The sequence below is a fragment of the Cytobacillus sp. EB106-05-05-XG126 genome, assembly GCF_058791715.1.
Genome location: NZ_JBYTDU010000002.1, coordinates 392715 through 413620, shown reverse-complemented (window position 1 = coordinate 413620; position 20906 = coordinate 392715). Strand labels below are relative to the sequence as shown.

At 40.9% G+C, this 20906-nt stretch carries 23 protein-coding genes; 7 read left to right on the top strand and 16 right to left on the bottom strand.

Annotated elements, in window-relative coordinates:
- Nucleotides 1–115: 115 nt before the first annotated feature.
- The 3 genes from AC3WTL_RS12475 (at nucleotide 116) to ispG (ending at nucleotide 2593) form a co-directional block, all read left to right on the top strand.
- The gene (locus AC3WTL_RS12475; protein ID WP_492369465.1) at nucleotides 116–886 is read left to right on the top strand and encodes a DUF1189 domain-containing protein; all 771 of its coding nucleotides are present in this window, start codon (nucleotides 116–118) and stop codon (nucleotides 884–886) included.
- A 147-nt stretch (nucleotides 887–1033) separates the two neighbouring features.
- Nucleotides 1034–1363, top strand: coding sequence for a hypothetical protein (locus tag AC3WTL_RS12470; RefSeq protein WP_492369464.1), 330 nt, complete (start codon nucleotides 1034–1036; stop codon nucleotides 1361–1363).
- A 117-nt stretch (nucleotides 1364–1480) separates the two neighbouring features.
- Nucleotides 1481–2593, top strand: coding sequence for a flavodoxin-dependent (E)-4-hydroxy-3-methylbut-2-enyl-diphosphate synthase (gene ispG / locus AC3WTL_RS12465; RefSeq protein ID WP_174749694.1), 1113 nt, complete (start codon nucleotides 1481–1483; stop codon nucleotides 2591–2593).
- Nucleotides 2594–2669: 76 nt separating this feature from the next.
- On the opposite strand, the gene AC3WTL_RS12460 is transcribed toward ispG, so the two are convergent.
- Nucleotides 2670–3134: a DUF4190 domain-containing protein gene (locus tag AC3WTL_RS12460; protein WP_492369463.1), complete on the bottom strand. Its 465-nt coding sequence runs from the start codon at nucleotides 3132–3134 to the stop codon at nucleotides 2670–2672.
- Nucleotides 3135–3322: 188 nt separating this feature from the next.
- Between AC3WTL_RS12460 and AC3WTL_RS12455 the strand changes: the two genes are divergently transcribed.
- On the top strand, nucleotides 3323–3907 hold the full coding sequence (locus AC3WTL_RS12455) for a hypothetical protein (protein WP_197248164.1): 585 nt from the start codon (nucleotides 3323–3325) through the stop codon (nucleotides 3905–3907).
- A 27-nt stretch (nucleotides 3908–3934) separates the two neighbouring features.
- On the opposite strand, the gene zur is transcribed toward AC3WTL_RS12455, so the two are convergent.
- From zur to AC3WTL_RS12440, 3 genes are read right to left on the bottom strand one after another with little or no spacing between them, the layout of a single operon-like run.
- Nucleotides 3935–4345 carry a zinc uptake transcriptional repressor Zur gene (gene zur / locus AC3WTL_RS12450; RefSeq protein WP_035332694.1) on the bottom strand — a complete coding sequence of 137 codons (411 nt, stop codon included), beginning with the start codon at nucleotides 4343–4345 and terminating at the stop codon, nucleotides 3935–3937.
- 53 nt (nucleotides 4346–4398) lie between these two features.
- Nucleotides 4399–5241, bottom strand: coding sequence for a metal ABC transporter permease (locus AC3WTL_RS12445; protein ID WP_048011140.1), 843 nt, complete (start codon nucleotides 5239–5241; stop codon nucleotides 4399–4401).
- Nucleotides 5238–6035 carry a metal ABC transporter ATP-binding protein gene (locus AC3WTL_RS12440; RefSeq protein ID WP_492369462.1) on the bottom strand — a complete coding sequence of 266 codons (798 nt, stop codon included), beginning with the start codon at nucleotides 6033–6035 and terminating at the stop codon, nucleotides 5238–5240. Before AC3WTL_RS12440 ends, AC3WTL_RS12445 begins: the two co-directional genes overlap by 4 nt.
- 152 nt (nucleotides 6036–6187) lie before the next feature.
- On the opposite strand from AC3WTL_RS12440, the gene AC3WTL_RS12435 reads away from it, so the two are divergent.
- Complete coding sequence (locus AC3WTL_RS12435) at nucleotides 6188–6448, top strand: DUF2624 domain-containing protein (RefSeq protein ID WP_048011142.1); 261 nt, start codon at nucleotides 6188–6190, stop codon at nucleotides 6446–6448.
- A 68-nt stretch (nucleotides 6449–6516) separates the two neighbouring features.
- Here the strand turns inward: AC3WTL_RS12435 and AC3WTL_RS12430 are convergent, their stop codons facing one another.
- Complete coding sequence (locus AC3WTL_RS12430) at nucleotides 6517–7410, bottom strand: deoxyribonuclease IV (RefSeq protein WP_163143460.1); 894 nt, start codon at nucleotides 7408–7410, stop codon at nucleotides 6517–6519.
- 24 nt (nucleotides 7411–7434) lie between these two features.
- Entirely contained in the window at nucleotides 7435–8745 is a 1311-nt protein-coding gene (locus AC3WTL_RS12425) for a DEAD/DEAH box helicase (protein WP_048011144.1), read from the bottom strand.
- A gap of 321 nt (nucleotides 8746–9066) precedes the next feature.
- Here AC3WTL_RS12425 and vrrA point away from each other — a divergent pair, with 321 nt between their 5' ends.
- Entirely contained in the window at nucleotides 9067–9618 is a 552-nt protein-coding gene (gene vrrA / locus AC3WTL_RS12420) for a VrrA/YqfQ family protein (protein ID WP_492369461.1), read from the top strand.
- Between the two features lie 167 nt (nucleotides 9619–9785).
- Nucleotides 9786–10736 (top strand): 4-hydroxy-3-methylbut-2-enyl diphosphate reductase, encoded by a 951-nt coding sequence (locus AC3WTL_RS12415; protein WP_492369460.1) that lies wholly within the window; start codon nucleotides 9786–9788, stop codon nucleotides 10734–10736.
- 209 nt (nucleotides 10737–10945) lie between these two features.
- On the opposite strand, the gene AC3WTL_RS12410 is transcribed toward AC3WTL_RS12415, so the two are convergent.
- The 10 genes from AC3WTL_RS12410 to ccpN all read right to left on the bottom strand — a co-directional run bounded on the left by AC3WTL_RS12410 (nucleotide 10946) and on the right by ccpN (nucleotide 20669).
- Nucleotides 10946–12061 carry a Nif3-like dinuclear metal center hexameric protein gene (locus AC3WTL_RS12410; RefSeq protein WP_492369459.1) on the bottom strand — a complete coding sequence of 372 codons (1116 nt, stop codon included), beginning with the start codon at nucleotides 12059–12061 and terminating at the stop codon, nucleotides 10946–10948.
- Nucleotides 12058–12765, bottom strand: coding sequence for a tRNA (adenine(22)-N(1))-methyltransferase (locus AC3WTL_RS12405; protein WP_492369458.1), 708 nt, complete (start codon nucleotides 12763–12765; stop codon nucleotides 12058–12060). The genes AC3WTL_RS12410 and AC3WTL_RS12405 overlap by 4 nt, the downstream gene beginning before the upstream one ends.
- Nucleotides 12766–12914: 149 nt before the next feature.
- Nucleotides 12915–13280: a cytochrome c550 gene (gene cccA / locus AC3WTL_RS12400; protein WP_026583849.1), complete on the bottom strand. Its 366-nt coding sequence runs from the start codon at nucleotides 13278–13280 to the stop codon at nucleotides 12915–12917.
- Nucleotides 13281–13486: 206 nt separating this feature from the next.
- Nucleotides 13487–14626 carry an acyl-CoA dehydrogenase gene (locus AC3WTL_RS12395; protein ID WP_492369457.1) on the bottom strand — a complete coding sequence of 380 codons (1140 nt, stop codon included), beginning with the start codon at nucleotides 14624–14626 and terminating at the stop codon, nucleotides 13487–13489.
- 103 nt (nucleotides 14627–14729) lie between these two features.
- Nucleotides 14730–15266, bottom strand: a complete 537-nt coding sequence (locus tag AC3WTL_RS12390; RefSeq protein ID WP_248348373.1) for a hypothetical protein — start codon at nucleotides 15264–15266, stop codon at nucleotides 14730–14732.
- Nucleotides 15267–15331: 65 nt separating this feature from the next.
- Nucleotides 15332–16456, bottom strand: a complete 1125-nt coding sequence (rpoD, locus tag AC3WTL_RS12385) for an RNA polymerase sigma factor RpoD (protein WP_035332682.1) — start codon at nucleotides 16454–16456, stop codon at nucleotides 15332–15334.
- 107 nt (nucleotides 16457–16563) lie between these two features.
- Entirely contained in the window at nucleotides 16564–18378 is a 1815-nt protein-coding gene (gene dnaG, locus AC3WTL_RS12380) for a DNA primase (protein ID WP_197213408.1), read from the bottom strand.
- Nucleotides 18379–18417: 39 nt separating this feature from the next.
- Nucleotides 18418–18855 carry a YaiI/YqxD family protein gene (locus tag AC3WTL_RS12375; RefSeq protein WP_222498086.1) on the bottom strand — a complete coding sequence of 146 codons (438 nt, stop codon included), beginning with the start codon at nucleotides 18853–18855 and terminating at the stop codon, nucleotides 18418–18420.
- A gap of 331 nt (nucleotides 18856–19186) precedes the next feature.
- Nucleotides 19187–20005, bottom strand: coding sequence for a pyruvate, water dikinase regulatory protein (locus AC3WTL_RS12370; protein ID WP_048011152.1), 819 nt, complete (start codon nucleotides 20003–20005; stop codon nucleotides 19187–19189).
- Nucleotides 20006–20033: 28 nt separating this feature from the next.
- Nucleotides 20034–20669 (bottom strand): transcriptional regulator CcpN, encoded by a 636-nt coding sequence (gene ccpN, locus AC3WTL_RS12365; RefSeq protein WP_048011153.1) that lies wholly within the window; start codon nucleotides 20667–20669, stop codon nucleotides 20034–20036.
- Nucleotides 20670–20906: the final 237 nt, after the last annotated feature.

The window sequence follows — 20906 nt, the reverse complement described above, 5'->3', positions numbered from 1 at the left end:
AGTTTCATTACAAAAACAGAAGAAGTATTGCTTTAATACGAAAAGAGTATTTCCCTTGTAACTCCTTGGAATTTGGCTAAAATAAGAATGTGAATCTCAAAAAGGGTGTGTGCAAATGAATATTTTTGTTCAGTTTTATAAAAGTTTGTTTTCTCCTAAAGATATTGCTTTATTCAGGCATCAGGGAATAGGCAAGACGATTTTGTATGTGTTTTTCCTTACCCTGCTGTCAGTATTGCCAACCGTATTTTATTCAGGGACAGGTATCATGAATGGCTTCAATGCTATTGATGAAACCATTGATAATCAATTACCTAATTTTGAAATAAAAAATGGACAGCTTTATACAGATGAAAAAGCACCAGTTACCATCAGCAAGGGTGACTTTACAATCATTGTTGATTCGACTGGTGCAGTTGACCCTTCAGTTCTAACCGAAAGCGGCAATACGATTGCTTTATTGACAAATGAAGTCTACATACGTGCAGAAGGACAGGAACAGACATATCCATACTCGATGCTGTCGGGCGGCACAATTTCCAAAAGTGATCTTTCCGAGTTCCTTGCTTCTGCAGAATCCCTTATGCCGATTATTATTCCCTTAATAGGGATTGTCATTTATATTTTTGCAGCGGCCATTCGATTTATTGAGATATCTATTTTAGCACTGGCAGGTCTTCTAATTAAAAAAGCTCTTGCCAAAAAACTGGAATACCGCCAGTTATGGCGCATGTCTGCCTACAGTATTACTTTGCCAACCATTTTCTTTGCTATCATGTCAGCCCTGCAAACCACCGTGCAAAACGGGGCAATTATTAACTGGCTTGTTTCCCTTATTATTCTTCTGCTGGCCATTAGGGAAGTTCCTGCTCATAACCCAAAATAAAACGTGCACCCAGCGCGTTTTTTATTTTGCATTAAAATAATTCTCTTGTGTCTGCAGAATAATAAAAAAGATCTTTTGTTGTTCTAAGACCGATAGGACAAGCATACATATTGGGTAAACATGCTATTTGCAGGAGGTTTGTCCAATATGAAGAAACTCGCGGGAGTATTGCTTTCAGTCCTTGTAATTTACGTAATTTTTTATGACTTGAATCATGGTACACTCCCAGCTGGGCAAAACCCGTCTATGGAGGCCAGCACAATTCCATCTGCAGAAACAGAAGCAGGCTTTTTTGAGAAAAAGGTCAATCCGGGAGAGACAGTTCTTTCAATAATTGAACTAAACCTTGATGGGCCAATTCCGGTTGGCATAGACCAGGTGGTATCTGACTTCTCGGAATTGAACAATGGAATGCAGCCAGAAGAAATAAAATCCGGTAAAACCTATAGATTCCCAAAATATAGTCAGGACAACTAATCATCATTCTTGTCAATATCAGCGGTTCATTGATACAATAGAGTGGACCTTCTCTAACAGCGTACTATTCAGCTGTTATATGAATAGATAAAAAGGAGCGAATCTCCATTGAGTGAAATTATACATCGCACGAAAACAAGGCCTGTAAAAGTTGGGCCTTTAACAATTGGCGGAAGCAATGAGCTGTTCATCCAGAGCATGACCACAACAAAAACACATGATGTTGAAGCAACTGTTGCCGAAATTAAAAGGCTGGAAGAAGCAGGCTGTCAGATCGTACGTGTTGCTTGCCCAGATGAAAGAGCTGCAAATGCCATAGCAGATATTAAAAGACAAATTAACATACCGCTTGTTGTTGATATACACTTTGATTACAAGCTGGCTCTTAAGGCTATCGAGGGCGGAGCAGATAAAATCCGCATTAATCCCGGAAATATCGGTAAACGAGAAAAAGTGGAAGCAGTCGTCAAGGCTGCCAAAGCAAAAGGAATACCTATCCGGATTGGGGTAAATGCAGGTTCTCTTGAGAAAAGAATCCTCGAGAAATATGGATACCCTACAGCAGATGGCATGGTTGAAAGCGCCCTGCATCATATCAAAATCTTAGAAGACCTTGATTTCCATGACATCATCGTTTCTATGAAGGCTTCCGATGTGAACTTGGCCATTGAAGCATATGAGAAAGCTTCACAAGCTTTTGACTACCCTCTTCATTTAGGTATAACAGAATCAGGTACACTTTTTGCCGGTACTGTGAAAAGCGCTGCCGGACTCGGGGCAATATTAAGCAAAGGCATTGGAAACACATTAAGAATTTCATTGAGTGCAGACCCGGTTGAAGAAGTCAAGGTTGCCCGCGAACTTCTTAAAGTGTTTGGCTTATCCTCCAATGCTGCCACGCTGATCTCCTGTCCAACATGCGGACGGATTGAGATTGACTTAATCAGTATTGCTAATGAAGTGGAAGAATATATTCAAAAAATTAAAGCGCCCATTAAGGTTGCTGTATTGGGCTGTGCGGTTAACGGACCTGGTGAAGCCAGGGAAGCTGATATCGGCATTGCCGGCGCCCGCGGAGAAGGTCTTCTGTTCCGCAAAGGCCAGATTGTAAGGAAGGTTCCAGAAGAAACGATGGTCGAGGAACTTAAGATTGAAATCGACAAAATCGCTGAAGAATATTTTGCAAAACAGGAAGAAGAAAAAGCACAGTCAGAAAGCCTGCAGCCATAGAAAGAACCGCACGATAAATTAAACAGAAAAGCCTGGCACCAAATTATATTTGGAAGCCAGGCTTTTTTCTTATTTTCTAAAAAAACGGCAGTATAAACATACCGACAATAATGGAAATTGCTCCTATGGCAATCGCCCAGCCTCCAAGGCTTTCTGAACCTCTTCTTCTTGCGATAAAACCTAGGACAATTCCTGTTGCTCCAAAAAGAACCGGCAGTACAAACAAAGATAAAATGGAAAGTGCCAGGGCTGCATAACCGACTCCTCTGCCGGCTGTAGCGGTTTCATTCTCTTCATCCCTGTCCAATGATCTATTGTAGACACCTGGCGCTGCTATTTCTGCTGAGGTCTCCTCAGAATAATTGGCCTGAACTGCTTCTTCTTCGATTTCCTCATCCCGATCAAGCGACCTGTCATAGACACCCGGCGCCGCTATTTCTGCAGCAGCTTCTTCTGAATAATCTGCTGCATCTGCTTCACCAATTCGCTCACTGTATCGAAGGTCATATTCTTCATTGGTGCGATCTTGGTCTGCCATCATGATCCCTCTCTTTCTTTGCGGTGTTCCTAAAGCGTATTGTTTGCTTAATGGAGCATTTATAGTGTTTGCGATAAAAGACTTTTTTAAGATGTTAATGTTTAACTGTGAAATCTGGCCTGCAGCACTCTTTTGCAAGGCCATGACTTTTGTTAAGATAAGGGATATATGCATTAAAGGAGATTATTAAAATGAAGAAGCGCTTTGGCATCGATATAGACGGAACGGTTACCAGCCCTGAAGCCATGGTTCCGTATTTAAATGAAGCATTTAATTTGAATATTACTTTAAATGATATTAAGCAATACGATTTAACACCTTTAGTGACGATCTCAGAAGAACAATTTGCACATTGGTTTTATGAAAATGAGCCCATTATCTACAAAGAATCCCCCCTGGCAAAAGGCGCAAAGGAAGTTCTGACCAAATGGAAACGGGAGCATGAATTGTATTTTATAAGTGCCAGGGGTTCTCACCTGCAGCAAGTCACAGAGGAATGGTTTTTAGAGAACGCTTTGGAGTTTGATCATATCGAACTGATCGGAAACCATGATAAAATCGAAGCTGCCAAAAAGTATGAGGTGGATATCTTTTTGGAAGACAAGCATGATAATGCGGTCATGATTCATGAGGCTTGCGGAATTCCTGTCATTTTATTCGATACACCCTATAATCAGGATCCCCTTCCCAATGGCGTCATAAGAGTCCGAAACTGGAAGGAAGCCAATGCATGGGCAGAAGATTGGCTTCAGCAAAAAAGAAGCATGGAAAAATAGCTCCATGCTTCTTTTTTTGTTCCAGTATTAAAAACACTCCGGGCATTTACCATATATTTCAAACTTATGTCCTGAAACATCATAGCCCTTTAGATTTTCCTGCACCTGTTTCATAGGACAGACTTCAATTTCTTTCGTCTTTCCGCAATCCAGGCATATAAAATGATGATGATGATGATCATGAGAGCACGTAAAGCGGAAGTGTTTTTCGCCTGACAGCTCTGTCATTTCAAAAATACCCAGTTCCACGAATAACGATAAATTTCTGTAAATGGTATCAAAACTAAGTCCAGGGTAATTATCTTTCATTTTTTCGAGAACATCTTTAGCCGTTATATATTTATCACTGTCGGCAAACAGCTGAAGCATTTCTTCCCTTTTCCCCGTATGCTTATAGCCTTTATCCTTTAAAAGCTGCATGGCTTCATCAACATTCATTCTTTCCACCTCTTTTTTGCTTTTAAATCATCTGGGATAGAAGTCACATAAATTTATGCCGGCCTCATGCCCGCAAGTTTTTTCAGCAATATTGTTGCAATCAGTATTAATACAGCAATCATAACGATTGTTCCGCCCGGCGCCAAATCAATATAGTAGGAAATAGTCAATCCGCCCAGAACTGATATTTCACCAAAAAGCATGGACAGGAAAATGGTCTGCTTGAATCCTTTTGCAATTCTGATGCTCGCAGCAACCGGCAATGTCATAAGGGAGGAAACTAATAAAATACCCACTATTCTCATGGAAGCAGCTATAACCAGGGCCACCATTACAATAAATATGAAGTGGACACTTTTGGCAGCTATTCCGGATGCCTTGGCATGCTCTTCATCAAATGACAGCAAAAACAATTCTTTATAGAGCAAGACCACAAGTGCAATGACAAGCACGCTGATAATCAAAATAGTCCATAAATCAAGCCGGCTGACTGCACTGACGCTGCCAAAGAGATAACTGAATAAATCTGTATTGAATCCGTCAGCTAGTGAAATGAATATGACTCCAAGCCCAATGCCGCCAGATAATATAATGGGAATAGCCAGCTCCTGATAGTGCTTATAAACAGCTCTCAACTTTTCAATAAACAACGACCCGGCTACTGAAAAAGCCATCCCCATATACAAAGGGTTCAACCCGCTCAGACCGATAAATTTCTTTTCGAGCAGCAGGCTTGCAGCGATGCCTGCAAGTGTGACATGGCTTAAAGCATCGGCAATTAAAGATAGCCTTCTGACAACAATAAACACACCCAGAAGAGGAGCAATGATCCCGATGATCATTCCAGTTAAAAAAGCATTTTGTAAAAATTCATATTGAAGGATTCCCGAAATCATCTGCCTGCTCCTTTATCGTGGTGGTGATAGTCATGGTGATCATGGTTATGTGTCAGGACATGTACATCATGTCCGTAGATTTCCGACATTTCATTTATATTCAAGCTTTCAAATTCTGCTGTATTTCCATGGAAATGCAAATTTTTATTCAGGCATGCCACATGAGTGACTTTATCAGAAATTGTCCCAATATCATGCGTAACAAGCAATAAAGTAATGCCCAGCTCCTTATTTAAATCATCCAGCATTTCATAAAAGGACTGAACATTTTTCACATCCACACCTACTGTAGGTTCATCCAATATTAATAATTTCGGGTCGCTTACCAATGCCCGGGCGATGAAGACCCGCTGCTGCTGCCCGCCTGAAAGCTCGCCAATATTACGTCCTGCATACTCATGCATGCCAACAGATTCAATTGCACGCATAACTTTTGCCTGATCGGCCTTGCCCATAAATTTAAAAAGCCCCAGCTTCTTTGTAAGACCGCTTGAAACGACTTCAAAGACTGTTGCCGGGAATCCTGTATTAAATGAATTTGCCTTTTGAGAAACAAATCCAATATTCTGCCAATCCTTAAATCGGCTGATTTCCTGGCCGAACAGTTTGACGCTCCCCTTCTGCACTTTAAGCAAATTCAGAATAAGCTTTAAAAGGGTTGATTTACCCGACCCATTGGGACCTACAATTCCGAGGAAATCTCCTGAATTAATGGTCAGATTGATATCCTCAAGAACATTCTCTTTCTCATATCTATAAGATACATGAGCTATTTCAATTATTGGCTGTTCCATTTTTATCACCTAAAATATTAAGAATCATTACGATTTACTAACACAGTATACAGGAACCTGCATTTAAAGTAAAGGTACATGCTTTTATCATAAATCTTAAAACTTATTGTCACTATTCACATTCTTTACTCATACAGTACTGAGGAGGAGTGATGAAAGTGAAAATATTCGAAAACATCATTAATCATAAATTAAGCAATATAACCGCAGATGAATTATTAAAATATGGGGAGCAGTTCAACATCCAGATAACAAAAGCGCAGGCCCAAAAAATTGCAGATCATTTGAGAGGCAAACAGGTAAACATCTTTGATGACCGGGAAAGAACAAAAATCATAAAGGAAATTGCCAGGATTGCCGGCCCGGAAACTGCAAGGGAAGTAAACAGGCTATTTTTGCAATTTACAAAATAGAACTTAGTTTATGATACTTAATTTCTCATGCAAAAAGCTGTGCAGCTCAGGCACAGCTTTTTACTATTTTATACAGCCGTAATAGCTTCTAATAAGCTTTCATTGAATTCCTGGCTGCGCAGCATATCAATTTCATGTTTATAAGGGGCTTTTTTATTATTTTTATCTTCGCCAACATAAGGAGTCTCCAGAATTTTAGGGATATCCTTTAATTGAGGATGATGGACAATATAATTTAACGCGCTGAAGCCGATGTGGCCGAAGCCGATATTTGCATGGCGGTCTTTACGCATTCCGCGCTCATTCTTGCTGTCATTGATATGGAGAACTTTCAGGCGGTCAAGTCCAATAACTTTATCGAATTCTTCCAATACCCCGTCAAAATCATTCACAATGTCATATCCTGCATCATGTGTATGGCAAGTATCAAAGCATACAGATAAGTGGTTGTTATAATTGACTCCCTCTATAATCATAGCCAGCTCTTCAAAGGACCTCCCACACTCCGATCCTTTTCCCGCCATGGTCTCAAGTGCTATCTGCACATTTTCTTCGCCGTTTAAGACTTCATTTAAGCCTTCTACGATCTTTTTGATGCCGGCCTCCGTTCCTGCCCCAACATGGGCGCCGGGATGGAGAACGATCTGCTTAGCTCCAATCGCTTCGGTGCGGTCGATTTCAGAGCGAAGAAAATTAACGCCCAATTCAAATGTTGATGGGTTTGAAGTATTCCCGATATTGATAATGTAAGGAGCATGTACAACAATATCAGCAATCCCGTTCTCTGCCATATGCTTCAGCCCGGCATCAATGTTCAGATCTTCGATTTTTTTTCTTCTTGTGTTTTGCGGAGCTCCTGTATAGATCATAAATGTATTGGAGCCATATGAAACAGCTTCTTCACTTGCTGCTAAAAGCATTTTTTTCCCGCTCATGGAAACATGTGATCCAATTTTCAGCATGACAATACCTCTCCCTTTAATACTTTATTTACGCTTGATTCTTCTTTCGCGTTTTTTTATTTTGTCCATTTCCCATTTCATTTTCTTTTTGTAGCCTGGTTTTACTTTTTTCGGCTTTTTCACCAATGAAGCGGCTTTTTTATCAATGTCATCTGTTTGTTTCTGTCTTGTTTTCCGCTTGTTGCGATTTTCCAGGTCTGTCCATTCACCTTTTTGCAGATCTTTGTGCCTGAATTCGATTCCCATTTTTTCAAGTCTGTTTAATGCATCCTCATCGGAAATCTCATACACTGTTACAGCAATTCCTGAGAAACCTGCACGCGCTGTACGCCCAACCCGATGTATATAAAAATCAAGATCAGTTGGAAGCTCATAGTTGATTACATGGCTGATTCCCTGTATATCAATGCCCCGGGCAGCCAGGTCTGTAGCCACAATATATTGAAACTCAAGGTCGAGAATCTGCTTCATCATTTTCTTTCTTTCACGCGGGTTAAGGTCCCCGTGGATACGTCCGACTTTCAGGCCTTTGCTGATTAATCCGTCTGCCACTTCATCTGCTTTTTTCTTGGTGTTGGTGAAAACAATGGCTAAGTAAGGATTTAAGGAAGTCAGTGCCTGATAGACCAGCTCCACTTTATTACGGTGTTTGGATGGAAGAAGCCAGTGCTCAATATTGGCTGCTGCGGCCTGCTTAGGCTCCACGTGAACATATTTAGGATTTTCCATGTATTTTTTCAGGAAAGGCTTCAGCTTCTCTGGAATGGTAGCTGAGAATACCAGCATCTGGAGCTTCTCCGGCATCCTTGCTGCAATCTGATCAACATCTTCAATGAACCCCATATCGAGCATTAAATCTGCTTCATCCACAATAAGGATTTCGGCAGTATGCACAAATAATGCCTGTTCTTTTACAAGATCATTGATCCTTCCCGGTGTGCCTACAACCACATGAGGCTGTTTTTTAAGCTTTTCAATGGTTCTCTGCTTGTCCGTACCGCCAATATAGCAGCGTGCAGTTATTTCTTCTCCCTCCGGGCAATGCTCTGTAACCTTAAGAATTTCATGATATATCTGATTGGCAAGCTCTCTGGTTGGAGCTGTTATAATAGCCTGAACCTCCTGACGGGAAGGATCAACCTTATGAAGGATAGGCAGCACATATGAGTGCGTTTTTCCTGTTCCTGTCTGTGATTGTCCTATTGCGCTTTCACCCTTCAGCACGGCAGGGATCATTCTTTCCTGAATTTCTGTCGGCTCAAAAAAGCCAAAATCTTTAACCGCTTCTATAATAAATGGCTTTAAATTAAATCGGTCAAATTTCGTTTCGTTCATATAAAAAACTCCTCAATTATTCAGATTTGCCCTGGTTCAGGCTTCATCCGAAACATATATTAGTGAGTAAGATCTACTAGTATCAACTGACAACTTGCTGGTTCCGAGCTTTTCTTACATCCTGTTATTATAATAAAGTTTCCTGCAAATAACCACTCAAACAGGCATTTATATTTTTATGATGAGCTTTTTAGGTGATTTTAATAAATAAATTGGTTTCTTCTGCATAATGCCTAAACCAAAATGGGATAAACGCATACTTTATAATATGATTTTTTATTTAAGAAGAAGAACTATGCAGCGAAAGGAGGCCAAATTAATATGATGCCAGGTTCAAGACCCCCTATGCGCGGAGGGATGCATCCCCATCCTTTTATGACCCCGATGCAGGGTAGACCTCCCATGGGGCCAATGATGGGCGGTCCTCCGGGAATGAAACGCGGAGGAGGAGGATTGCTCTCCAAAATATTAGGAAAAGGAAATGCCCAGCCTGGAGCAGGAATGGGAGCTGCAAGAGCTGCAGGGGGCTCGCAGGCAGGCGGAGGCATCCTTCAGTCAATAAGCAACCCATCTTCCATAAACGGTTTTTTAACCAACACTCAAAAGGTCTTAAATACAGCACAGCAGATCGGACCTATGGTTCAGCAGTATGGACCGCTGGTCAGGAATCTTCCTGCCATGTGGAAGCTTTATAGAGGCATAAAGGATGCACCTGAAGCTGATGAGACAGCTTCAGAAGCTAAAGCGGAATCCCCTCAGGCAAATACAGAAAAAAAGAAACAGAATTCAAGGCCAAAAAACATCAATAAGGAGCAGCCCGCTGCCAAGCGATCATCAGCAGAAGGTATTTCCAAACCCAAATTATATATTTAAAGAAAAGGATGCCGGGGCATTCTTTTTTCTTTTTCCTTAGAAAAATTACTCCTTTTGTATTATCGGTTTATCTCTTATATAATAAAGATGCAATATGGAGTTTTTCCGTTTAGAAACAGAACTCAGTTCAATTCATATATAAGCTTTTAATTAGGGAGGATATACCGATGAACGTCATAAAAATCTCTCCTCGGGGGTATTGTTACGGTGTGGTGGATGCAATGGTGATTGCAAGGAACGCTGCACTTGACCCATCTTTGCCGAGACCCATCTATATTTTGGGTATGATCGTCCATAACAAACATGTGACAGATGCTTTTGAAGAGGAAGGCATTGTTACACTTGATGGTAAAGACCGCAAAGAAATCCTGGATAAAGTGGACAAAGGCACTGTCATTTTTACAGCACATGGCATTTCACCTGAAGTGCGGGAAGCAGCGAAACAAAAAGGCCTTGTAACACTTGATGCAACCTGCCCTGATGTAACAAGGACACATGACTTGATCAGGGAAAAGGAAAAGGAAGGCTTTCAAATCATTTACATTGGTAAGAAAGGCCATCCTGAACCTGAAGGTGCAGTTGGAGTGGCTCCCCATGCAGTTCATTTAGTGCAGACTGTTGAGGATGTAAATGAACTTAACATACAGGCTGATAAAATACTGGTGACAAATCAGACTACAATGAGCCAATGGGATGTTGTCCATGTAATGGATCAGATTAAGGAAAAATACCCTCATGCAGAGTTCCACAAAGAAATCTGCATGGCTACCCAGGTCCGCCAGGAAGCAGTTGCAGAACAAGCTGGCCAGGCCGATGTATTAATCGTTGTAGGTGACCCTAAGAGCAATAACTCCAATCGTCTTGCACAGGTATCAGAAGAAATTGCGGGGACAAAAGCCTACCGTATTGCTGATATTACTGAACTGGATGTGAATTGGATTAAAGAGGCATCAACAGTTGCCGTTACATCAGGAGCCTCAACCCCGACACCGATTACAAAGGAAGTTATTACTTTCCTTGAACAATTTGATCCGGCTGATGAGTCCACATGGTCACGCGAGAAGAAAGTGCCGCTAAATAAAATACTTCCGAAAGTAAAGAAGCCTGCAAATTTATAAGAAAAACGGAAGTGCATATAAAGTGAAACTTCAATCAGCGGGGGGCTTTATCCCCCGCTGATTGTTAGTTAAACCGATCGGGCCTTTACGGGCAGTTTGACCCCCACTTACCCTCATTTGATTTCTCTGATTCTTGAAGTGGGATCTTACTGCCCGTTAGACTGCAATAAACAGAACCTGTCCCTGAGGGAGGCCGGTTCTGTTTATTATCAGACAAATTTAAACGGATCCGTATGAACTTCAGAAGGAAAAATGGATACGCTATACCCTTTTTCTGTACACATCTGAGATAATTTTTGGGTGACTCCTTTTTTCATTACCTTTTCAACATTATGGCCGGGATCAACAATATTCAGGCCCGTCATCATCGCATCATGTGCCACATGGTAATACATGTCCCCCGTCACATATACATCAGCACCCTTCATCTTTGCTGACATAAAGTACTTGTTTCCATCTCCCCCCAGAACAGCAACTTTCTTCACTTTTGAAGAAAGATCGCCCACTACACGAACTCTCTCCACTTCAAATGTTTGTTTTACATGCTCCGCAAATTCCCCCAGAGTCATCTCGCCAATCACTCCAATTTTACCCAGCCCCAGAACTTCACCCTTGTTTTCAAGCTTGTAAATATCATAGGCAACTTCTTCATAAGGATGGTTTTTGAACATAGCAGAAAGCACTTTCTTTTCTATATGTTCGGGAAAAATGGTCTCAATGCAGACTTCACTAACAGCCGCAAGCTCACCCAGCTGGCCAATATGAGGATTTGCTTCACTGCCAGGCTTAAACTGCCCTGTCCCTGAAGACGTAAAGGAGCAATGACTGTAATTGCCGATTGAACCAGCCCCTGCGTTTCCAAGTGCTTGTCTTAAAGACTCAGCATTTTCTTCAGGCACAAACACAGCTAGCTTTTTCAATACAGTTTCGTATGTGGGATATAAGACTTCCGTATTGGAAAGCTTCAGTGCATCAGCCAGCATATCATTGACGCCGCCTTTGGCGATATCCAAATTTGTATGTGCTGCATACACAGCTATATTATGTTTGATAAGCTTTTCAATAATTCTTCCTGATGGAGTATCAGTGGGAATTTTTTGCAGAGGTCTGTATATTAACGGGTGATGAGCTATGATCAGCTGAACATTCTTTGCAATTGCCTCATCAACTACACCTTCGAGAACATCCAGAGCAATCATGACATTTTCAACAGGAGTGTTAAGCCTGCCAACCTGGAGGCCAATCTTGTCTCCTTCCATCGCATACCCTTTAGGGGAGAACTGCTCAAATAGTTGGATAATCTCATGTCCATTTATTTTTTTCACTGCATCAATACCTCCTCTGCCATTTTGATTTTTCGCTTTAACTCCTGTTTTCTCTTCTCTGTTTCACTGGAGTATGCTGCTTTTTCAAGCTGCAAAAGGATTCTCTCCCAATTCTTCTTTTCACCGAGCCACTTGTTTTGAAATACGGCTGATTTTTGCTCCATAAGAAAAGGGCCCATCAATAAACCTTGTTCTCTATTTTTGTAGGGTTTCAATGGCTCTCCTTTTTCAGCTGCAAGGATTTCATAGATCTTTCCGTCTTCTTCAAGGATTTGTTCGGCTATTAACTCCCAGCCATTGTCAATCAGCCAGCTTCTAATTGAGATTGCACTTAAATTCGGCTGGAGGATCAGCCTCTTTACAGAAGCAAGCTTGCTCTTCCCCTCTTCAAGAATGCTCGCAATTAAAGCCCCACCCATGCCTGCAATAGTTATGCAGTCAACTTCATTTGGCCCAATTACTTCAAGCCCGTTTCCTTTTCTTACGGAGATCTGATTTTCGAGCCCTTCCATTTTCACCTGTTTTTGGGCGGATTGATAGGGACCATCAACCACTTCACCAGCAACAGCAAAAGAGGCAATCCCTTTCTTTACTGCATAGCATGGCAAATACGCGTGGTCTGAGCCGATATCAGCTACTCGTGCGCCTGAGGGAATATAATTTGTTACAGCTTCAAGCCGATTTGATAATTTTTCAGTATTCATTCTGTCACCACTTATTTATGTATTGTAAAAAGCGCAAAGCGCCTGCTCTTCCTGAGCAAAAGCTAAAAAAGCTATCGTCAATTTACGATAGCCTTTCTTATAGTATAAAAAAAGTCCTTTACATATGCAAAGGACTTTTATTATAGGTATTACTTAAGGCCTGCTAACCATTCAGCCATTTCGGCAGCTTTGTCTTGAGGCACTAATCCTGGAGGCATTGAGCCTTTACCGTTTACTACGATATCAGCGATCTCATCCTGCGATAAACGATCGCCTACACCTGTTAGAGCAGGACCAACTCCGCCTTGATACTGGTCACCGTGACATCCGATACAGCTCTTCTGGTAAATTTCTTCAGGGGTCGCAGCTGCAGTTTCTTCAGTTTCAGCACCGCCGCCTTCCTGTTCTTTTGCAAGCTCTTCCATATCGCCAAGACCTTTAAAAGAAACTAGGAACATTGCTACCACACCAAAAACCATAATTAACACAAATGGAATGATTGGATTGCGATTCATGATTTAACCTCCCTTATGTAAGCACATTCAGTTTAAGTAAGTATACAAACAATGTCTATTTTACTTTAAAAAAGACAGAAGGAAAAGCCCTATTGTAAACTTTGTCAAATCTTGTTCATAAAATGGACAAAAAACTCCATCTTGAGGATGGAGTTTTTGCTAATTATTTCACCTGCATATCTTATTCATACCTATAATATACAGTCTTAGCATCCGATGAGGCGCGCAATGACCATTCTTTGTACTTCAGAGGTACCTTCACCGATTTCTGTGAGCTTACCGTCCCTCATGTATCGTTCAACATGGTATTCTTTCATATAGCCGTATCCGCCGTGGATCTGGACAGCCTGGTCGGCGATTTCCATACAAATTTCAGAGGCATAGAGCTTGCACATGGAAGCTTCTTTGGCAAATGGTCTCCCCTGATCTTTCAGCCATGCAGCCTTGTAAACCATATTTCGTGCTAATTCAATTTTCATCGCCATATCGGCAAGTTTAAACTGAATAGCTTGGAAGTTTGAGAGAGAACGGCCGAACTGCTGGCGCTCCTTTGCATATTGAAGCGCTTTATCATAAGCAGCCTGCGCTATCCCCAAAGCCATTGCCCCAATACCAATACGCCCTCCATCCAGTGTGATTAAAAACTGTTTGAAGCCCTCTCCTTTTTTGCCGAGCAAGTGCTCAGTCGGAACGCGTACGTCTTCAAGTACCAGTTCAGTTGTATTAGAGGCATTGAGTCCCATTTTTTCATAATTATCGATAACGGTAAATCCTTCTGCATCCGTTGGAACAATAATCGCACTGATTTCTTTTTTTCCATCCACTTCACCCGTGACAGCAGTCAAAGCTAAATGCTTCGCATAGCTGGCATTCGTAATAAAGCATTTATTACCATTAATGAAATATTCACCATCTTTTTCGACAGCTGTTGTTCTGGTACCGCCAGCATCTGAGCCTGCATTAGGCTCTGTCAGCCCGAAAGCTCCAAAAGACTCACCTGTACAGATAGGCACCAGATACTTTTGCTTCTGCTCTTCGGTACCGAATAAATAAAGCGGTGCTCCGCCAAGTGATATATGCGCGGAATATGTGATTCCAGTTGACGCGCAAGCCCTGCTCAACTCCTCTGTTACAATAGCAAAGCTAACAGTATCTGCCCCTGCCCCACCATATTCTTCAGGGAAAGGAAGCCCCATCAAGCCAAGCTCAGCCATTTTCTTAAATACTTCTACTGGAAATTCCTTTGTACGGTCTCTTTCCAAAGCTCCCGGTGCAACTTCTTCCTGAGCAAATTCCCTGATTGTTTTAAGGATCATATTCTGTTCTGCAGTTAAGTCAAAATTCATGTAAATCCCCCTTATAAGAACAAAAGTTGTATACGCTTTCATTACTATTATATAAGGGATATTAGAGTTTTCTCAACATTTAAAAACTTTTTAAAATATTTTATTATATGAATATAGAAATAACTAATAAAGAAAAGCCAAGAGCCCCTGAAATCCATAGATATAGGAATTTCCATTTTAATCCTGAAAACAGCCAAAGAACACAATTAATTACTAGGGAAACATAGAGAATTCTCTCGTTTCCTGGATATAACACCGATACAATATCAACAGATCCCATTAGTAAAATCAAAGCGCCTGATATGATGGGGATATGTATCATTTTTACTTTTTTAGAAAAATAAAAAATAAAGAAAATATCCGAAGAAATGAAAAGAATTAAAATGACGGTTTGCAAAGTAATAGACAATTCAGTAAAATAAATTAATAAAGCAGAAATTGGAATCAGCAGTAGGAGGATAAGGTTGGCAAGATATAAAACCACTGTTTTTTTACGTTTTTTTATTCCCTTCGGCTGACTTCCTTCGGTGTAAAGAGCAAGCAGGTAGTCACAATAATGGTCAGGGAGCATTCGGCTCTTTTTCCAATGCAGCAGCTCGTTAACAATGATTTTTTTTCTGTTTTCTTCCAACCAAAGCACATCCTGTCAAAAAAAAATAGTTTACTTCCATTGTAAGAAGTAAACTATCCACTGGCAATTATTTTTTATTCTAAAAAGTCTTTTAAACGTTTGCTTCTGCTCGGATGGCGCAGCTTTCTTAAGGCTTTGGCTTCGATTTGGCGAATACGTTCGCGGGTAACGCCAAATACCTTGCCGACTTCTTCCAAAGTTCTCGTACGGCCATCGTCAAGGCCGAATCGAAGACGCAGAACGTTTTCTTCTCGGTCAGTCAGTGTGTCCAGAACATCTTCAAGCTGTTCTTTCAGAAGCTCGTATGCCGCATGCTCCGATGGAGAAGTGGCATCCTGATCTTCGATGAAGTCACCTAAGTGAGAGTCATCCTCCTCACCGATAGGTGTTTCTAATGAAACAGGTTCCTGTGCAATCTTAAGAATTTCTCTTACTTTGTCTGGAGTTAAATCCATATCTTCAGCAATTTCTTCCGGTGTTGGTTCACGGCCAAGATCCTGAAGAAGCTGGCGCTGAACACGAATCAATTTATTGATGGTTTCCACCATATGGACAGGAATACGTATCGTTCTGGCCTGGTCAGCAATTGCTCTCGTAATGGCCTGGCGTATCCACCATGTTGCATACGTACTGAACTTGAATCCTTTGCGGTAATCGAATTTTTCAACCGCTTTTATCAGTCCCATATTCCCTTCCTGGATAAGGTCAAGGAACAGCATTCCGCGTCCTACATACCTTTTCGCGATACTCACAACCAATCGGAGGTTCGCTTCTGCCAGGCGTCTTTTAGCTTCTTCATCGCCTTCCTCAATACGGTTGGCAAGTGCAATCTCTTCTTCTGCAGAGAGTAAATCAACACGTCCAATTTCTTTTAAGTACATACGGACAGGATCATTAATTTTCACACCCGGAGGGACACTTAAATCATTAAGATCAAATTCTTCCTCATTTTTTGCAAGTTCCTGAACATTCGGATCTTCATTCTCATTATCACCAACTAACTCAACACCCTGATCTCCGAGGAATTCATAGAATTCATCCATCTGGTGGGAATCAAGTTCAAATTGAGACAATCTTTCTGCTATATCATCATAGGCAAGGACACCTGTCTTTTTTCCTATTTCAACTAATTGATCTTTCGCTTGTTCAAGGGTCAATTCTGTATCAACCTCTTTTGAACGGGCCGACTTTTCAGCCATATGTCCCCCTCCTTCCAAAAATCACACACATTCTAAATCTTCTTAAAATGGGACTTTTCCTAAGGTAATGCTAATCCCAAAACATTTATTCAAGGCACACAGCCTTCTTATAGTGACTTTCGCAAATGAAGAATTTCCATTGCGATTAAAGCCGCTTTAGCATAATCCTTCTGGCGTTCTGCTTCCTTTTCTTCATTTAGTTTTTCTTTTATTTTTAACATCTTTTGATAATTCAACACCTGTTTAAGGTAATCTGATAATTCCTGTTCACTTATTTCATCATTTATGGACATCATTTCTATATCCACCACAATACGCTTAAGCTTTTCATCATTTATAAAATTTATGAATGCACTCGGATCAGGCGTATGGCCTTTTTCGTAGAAACCTAAAAGATAGGTAATAATAGCCTGGTGTTCATCGATGTTAAATGTATTTCCCTGAAGCATATCCTGAACTTTAAATGCTATGTCACTATTCCTGAGCATATGGGCAATCAGCCTTCTTTCCGCTGTATGAAAGGCGGGTTTAAGACTATCAGCCCTTTTGGGTGTCTGCAGCCTTTTTTGAGGCTCGAAAGCACCTTTGCCCTTCTGGCTGCTTTTTCTCTTCTCCGTGTAATAAACCTGTTTTTGCTGCTCTTTCAAGGCTTCCAGAGAAAGTGAAAATTCATTCGCCATCTGGCGAAGATAATGGTCTCTTTCCACCGCTTTATCAAGCCGGCTGATTTCTTTTAATACCTCTTCGATATAAAGGAGCCTATCTCCTTCATTTTGAAGCCTTTTGCCTCTGCGGAGATAAAGAAGTTTAAATGCCATAAAGGTTATGCTGGATTCGATTACATCATGACGAAATTTTTCTTCTCCGTATTCTTTAATATAATCATCCGGATCATAGCCGTCAGGCATCAGTGCCACTCTGATCTGGCAGCCTGCTTCCGTTAGCAGGTTTGCTGCCCGGTATGCGGCTTCGATACCGGCATTATCGGAATCATAACAGATCGTGATTGATTGAACATTTCTTCTTAAGGAAGCAACATGTTCTTCAGTTAAAGCAGTGCCCATCGTACCAACACCATTACCGACGCCAGCACGATCAGCGGCGATTACATCTGCAAACCCTTCAAAAAGAACGGCTCTCTGCAATTTTTTAATCTGTGGTCTCGCCAAATGAAAATTATATAAAGTTTTGCTTTTATTAAAGATTGCTGTTTCAGGGCTATTTAAATATTTGGGCTCATCGGCCCCAAGGGATCTCCCTGAGAAAGCAATCGTATTTCCGCTGCGGTCAAAAATCGGGAACATAATTCTATCTCTGAAGCGGTCAAAATAGTTCCCATCTTTCTCCCTTTTGATGATCAGTCCTGCTCTTTCCATGACGCCTTCGGGGAACTTTCTTTTAGTCAGGAACTTGAAGACAAAATCCCAGGACTTTAATGAATAACCGATTTGAAATTTCTCAATCGATTCCATCGTAAAGCCTCTATTCAGCAAATATTCTAATGCATGCTGACCATCTTTTGTGTTTACAAGCAGATGGTGATAAAATTTACGCAGAAGCTCATGGGCTTCCATCATCTGCTGTATATCCACAGGCATTGATTTTGCTGATGCTGCGGATGCATCAATTTCGAGCTTGATATTTCCCTTTTCAGCGAGTTTTAATGCGGCTTCCTGAAAGGAATATCCTTCTAAATCCATTATGAAAGAAAACGCATTGCCTCCTGCTCCGCATCCAAAGCAATGGTAGATTTGCTTTTCGGGTGATACAGAAAAGGAAGGAGTATTTTCGCCATGAAAAGGACAAAGCCCAAAGTAGTTGCGTCCTTGCTTGTTTAATTGGATATAGTCGCCAATGACATCAACAATATCTACAGCTTGCCGAATCTCATTTACTTTCTCCTCGGCGATCCGTTCTGCCATATGAACAACTCCATTACTTACTGAGGTATTCGATAAACGTTACTGAATCCCTTCAAAATTCGACAAAATCTTTGTCAGCTGCTGCACAAACCTGGATCGGTCCTCTTGACTAAATGGTTTTGGGCCTTTCCCATAAACCCCTCTTCTTCGCGCCTTGGCTGAAAGGTGCCTCATTTCCAAAGCGGTTCGAATTTCACTTTCCTCAAATAAAATTCCCCTGGGATAAAGGACATAAACACCCTTTAACAAAAGAGTTGATGCCAATCCAATATCTTGAGTTACAACTGCATCTCCTGTTTTCACATTGTTCATTATGAATAAATCTGCAGCTTCCTTACTGCTGTCAACAAATTTCCAGACAGCCCCATTCAGGTCATTTTGCATATGGGCATAAGAAGCAACAAACACTGCGTCCACAGTAAAGGAATTGGCTATTTCGACAATTTCTTCTTTTACAGGACAGGAATCAGCATCCACCTTAATGATTGGTTTGCCTAATGTTCTAATAATTCTACATCACTCCGCATAATCCTTCTTTACATGAATAACTTTTGCATAGTGAGATATGTCGAATTTTTTCTTGGTCGAAAGCTTGACATGCCACAATAAATAGTTTATTCCTTGGCAATGAACTCTAAACCTATTCGGATACATTTTTATCACAATTTTTTATTATAGTACATTAATCTCTATTTTGCCATTATTTTATCTGGCAAGAATATAATTTAATTTTGCAGTTTTTATATGAAAAAAGCCCTTGTAACCTTGCCGGGTAAAAAAAAGAAAAGGCACATAAAGAATTTATGTGCTAGCTTTTTGGAAAGTTTTTCCGGTATTGATTTAGGATCATATTGGCTGTTTCTTCTACTGCTTTGTTCGTAACATCAATAACCGGGCATTTAATTTTGGAAACGGTTTTTTCAAAGTAACCTATTTCTTCTTTGATTCTCTCTATATTTGCATAGCTGGCATTATCGCTTAGACCTAATGATATCAGGCGTTCTCTTCGAATAAAGTTTAATTTTTCAGGACTGATTTTCAGACCGAAGCACTTATCCGGCGGGACTAGAAACAGCTCTTCTGGAGGATCGACTTCAGGCACAAGGGGCACGTTAGCCACTTTAAGGCGCTTGTGGGCAAGATACTGGGAAAGAGGTGTTTTTGAAGTCCTTGATACACCGATAAGCACTATATCAGCCTTTAATATACCACGGGGGTCACGGCCATCATCATATTTTACAGCGAACTCGATTGCTTCAATCTTTTTAAAATAATCTTCATCCAGCTTTCTGACCAGTCCTGGTTCGAAAAGCGGTGTAATGCCGCAGGCTCTTTGGATTTGATCCATTAAAGGGCCAACAATATCAAAAGCATATATCCCTTCTTCAGCAGCCCGCTGGTTAATATATTTCCTCATGTCCGGCTTGACCATCGTATAGGCTATCATCCCATTATCAAGCTTTGCGAGTGAAATAACTTCATCAATATGTACTTTTTCTTCAACATATGGAAAACGCTTGATAGATATATCGCTGCCATTGAATTGGCTCGTTGCAGCTTTTGTTACAAGTTCAGCCGTTTCTCCCACTGAGTCTGAAACGACATAAATGACTGGCAATTTTTCCATCCTTTAACACCATCTCCTTCTTTCACTGCTACTTTTCCCCGGCTAGAGCCAAGAATGCTTTCGTCAGATTTGTTTTGGTTATCCTGCCGTTTACTTCAAACCCTTTCTCCGTCTTTTTTACAACAGGAAGGGCGTCGATCTGCTTTTCAATCAGCTTTTTGGCAACTTCGATAAGCAAATCATCTTTTTCACACATGGTAATGTTAGGCATTCTGGTCATAATGATATTTACAGGGATGGAATTTAGCTCCTGCTTGCCAATACTTGCACGGAGTAAATCCTTCCTTGACAGAACCCCAACAAGCAGTGAACCCTGATCGACAACAAATAACGTGCCGACATCTTCCAGAAACATTGTCACAATTGCATCATATACCGACACATTCTCATTAACCACTACAGGAATAGATTGATAATCCCTTACATATAGCTTTTGAAGGTTTTCAGTCAGCAGCTGCGCCCCAGTCTTCCCTGTATAAAAATAGCCTACACGCGGACGGGCATCTAAATAGCCTGCCATCGTTAATATAGCCAGATCCGGCCTTAGTGTTGCCCTCGTTAAATTAAGCTGTTCCGCAATACTCTCACCAGTGATCGGCCCGTTTTCCTTAACGATTTCTATTATTTTTTCCTGCCTTTTATTTAATTCGATTTTTCTCACCACCTAATCTGAAAAGGAGATGCTTTTGGCACTCATTTCCCACTATAATAAGGTTATACTTTTATATAATTATTATATACTATTTGTCATAAATGAAAAGATGTGTTTCATCTATAGTTTGATTTACGCTGCCTAATATGCCCAAAATACGAAAGAGCCCGTCAGTGTGATAAACAGGCTCTTTCCTGACAGCCACGGCAGCTGTCCTCATCTTAGATTTTAATCGTATTCAAGCATAAG

Coding starts and splice junctions, on each gene's coding strand:
- AC3WTL_RS12405 (WP_492369458.1), bottom strand. CDS start 12,765: ATGAATACTGAAAAATTATCAAATCGGCTTGAAGCTGTAACAAATTAT.
- vrrA (WP_492369461.1), top strand. CDS start 9,067: ATGATGCCAGGTTCAAGACCCCCTATGCGCGGAGGGATGCATCCCCAT.
- AC3WTL_RS12455 (WP_197248164.1), top strand. CDS start 3,323: ATGAAGAAGCGCTTTGGCATCGATATAGACGGAACGGTTACCAGCCCT.
- AC3WTL_RS12430 (WP_163143460.1), bottom strand. CDS start 7,410: ATGCTGAAAATTGGATCACATGTTTCCATGAGCGGGAAAAAAATGCTT.
- AC3WTL_RS12395 (WP_492369457.1), bottom strand. CDS start 14,626: ATGAATTTTGACTTAACTGCAGAACAGAATATGATCCTTAAAACAATC.
- AC3WTL_RS12440 (WP_492369462.1), bottom strand. CDS start 6,035: ATGGAACAGCCAATAATTGAAATAGCTCATGTATCTTATAGATATGAG.
- rpoD (WP_035332682.1), bottom strand. CDS start 16,456: ATGGCTGAAAAGTCGGCCCGTTCAAAAGAGGTTGATACAGAATTGACC.
- dnaG (WP_197213408.1), bottom strand. CDS start 18,378: ATGGCAGAACGGATCGCCGAGGAGAAAGTAAATGAGATTCGGCAAGCT.
- AC3WTL_RS12425 (WP_048011144.1), bottom strand. CDS start 8,745: ATGAACGAAACGAAATTTGACCGATTTAATTTAAAGCCATTTATTATA.
- AC3WTL_RS12445 (WP_048011140.1), bottom strand. CDS start 5,241: ATGATTTCGGGAATCCTTCAATATGAATTTTTACAAAATGCTTTTTTA.
- AC3WTL_RS12470 (WP_492369464.1), top strand. CDS start 1,034: ATGAAGAAACTCGCGGGAGTATTGCTTTCAGTCCTTGTAATTTACGTA.
- cccA (WP_026583849.1), bottom strand. CDS start 13,280: ATGAATCGCAATCCAATCATTCCATTTGTGTTAATTATGGTTTTTGGT.
- AC3WTL_RS12415 (WP_492369460.1), top strand. CDS start 9,786: ATGAACGTCATAAAAATCTCTCCTCGGGGGTATTGTTACGGTGTGGTG.
- AC3WTL_RS12435 (WP_048011142.1), top strand. CDS start 6,188: ATGAAAGTGAAAATATTCGAAAACATCATTAATCATAAATTAAGCAAT.
- AC3WTL_RS12460 (WP_492369463.1), bottom strand. CDS start 3,134: ATGATGGCAGACCAAGATCGCACCAATGAAGAATATGACCTTCGATAC.
- AC3WTL_RS12475 (WP_492369465.1), top strand. CDS start 116: ATGAATATTTTTGTTCAGTTTTATAAAAGTTTGTTTTCTCCTAAAGAT.
- zur (WP_035332694.1), bottom strand. CDS start 4,345: ATGAATGTTGATGAAGCCATGCAGCTTTTAAAGGATAAAGGCTATAAG.
- AC3WTL_RS12370 (WP_048011152.1), bottom strand. CDS start 20,005: ATGGAAAAATTGCCAGTCATTTATGTCGTTTCAGACTCAGTGGGAGAA.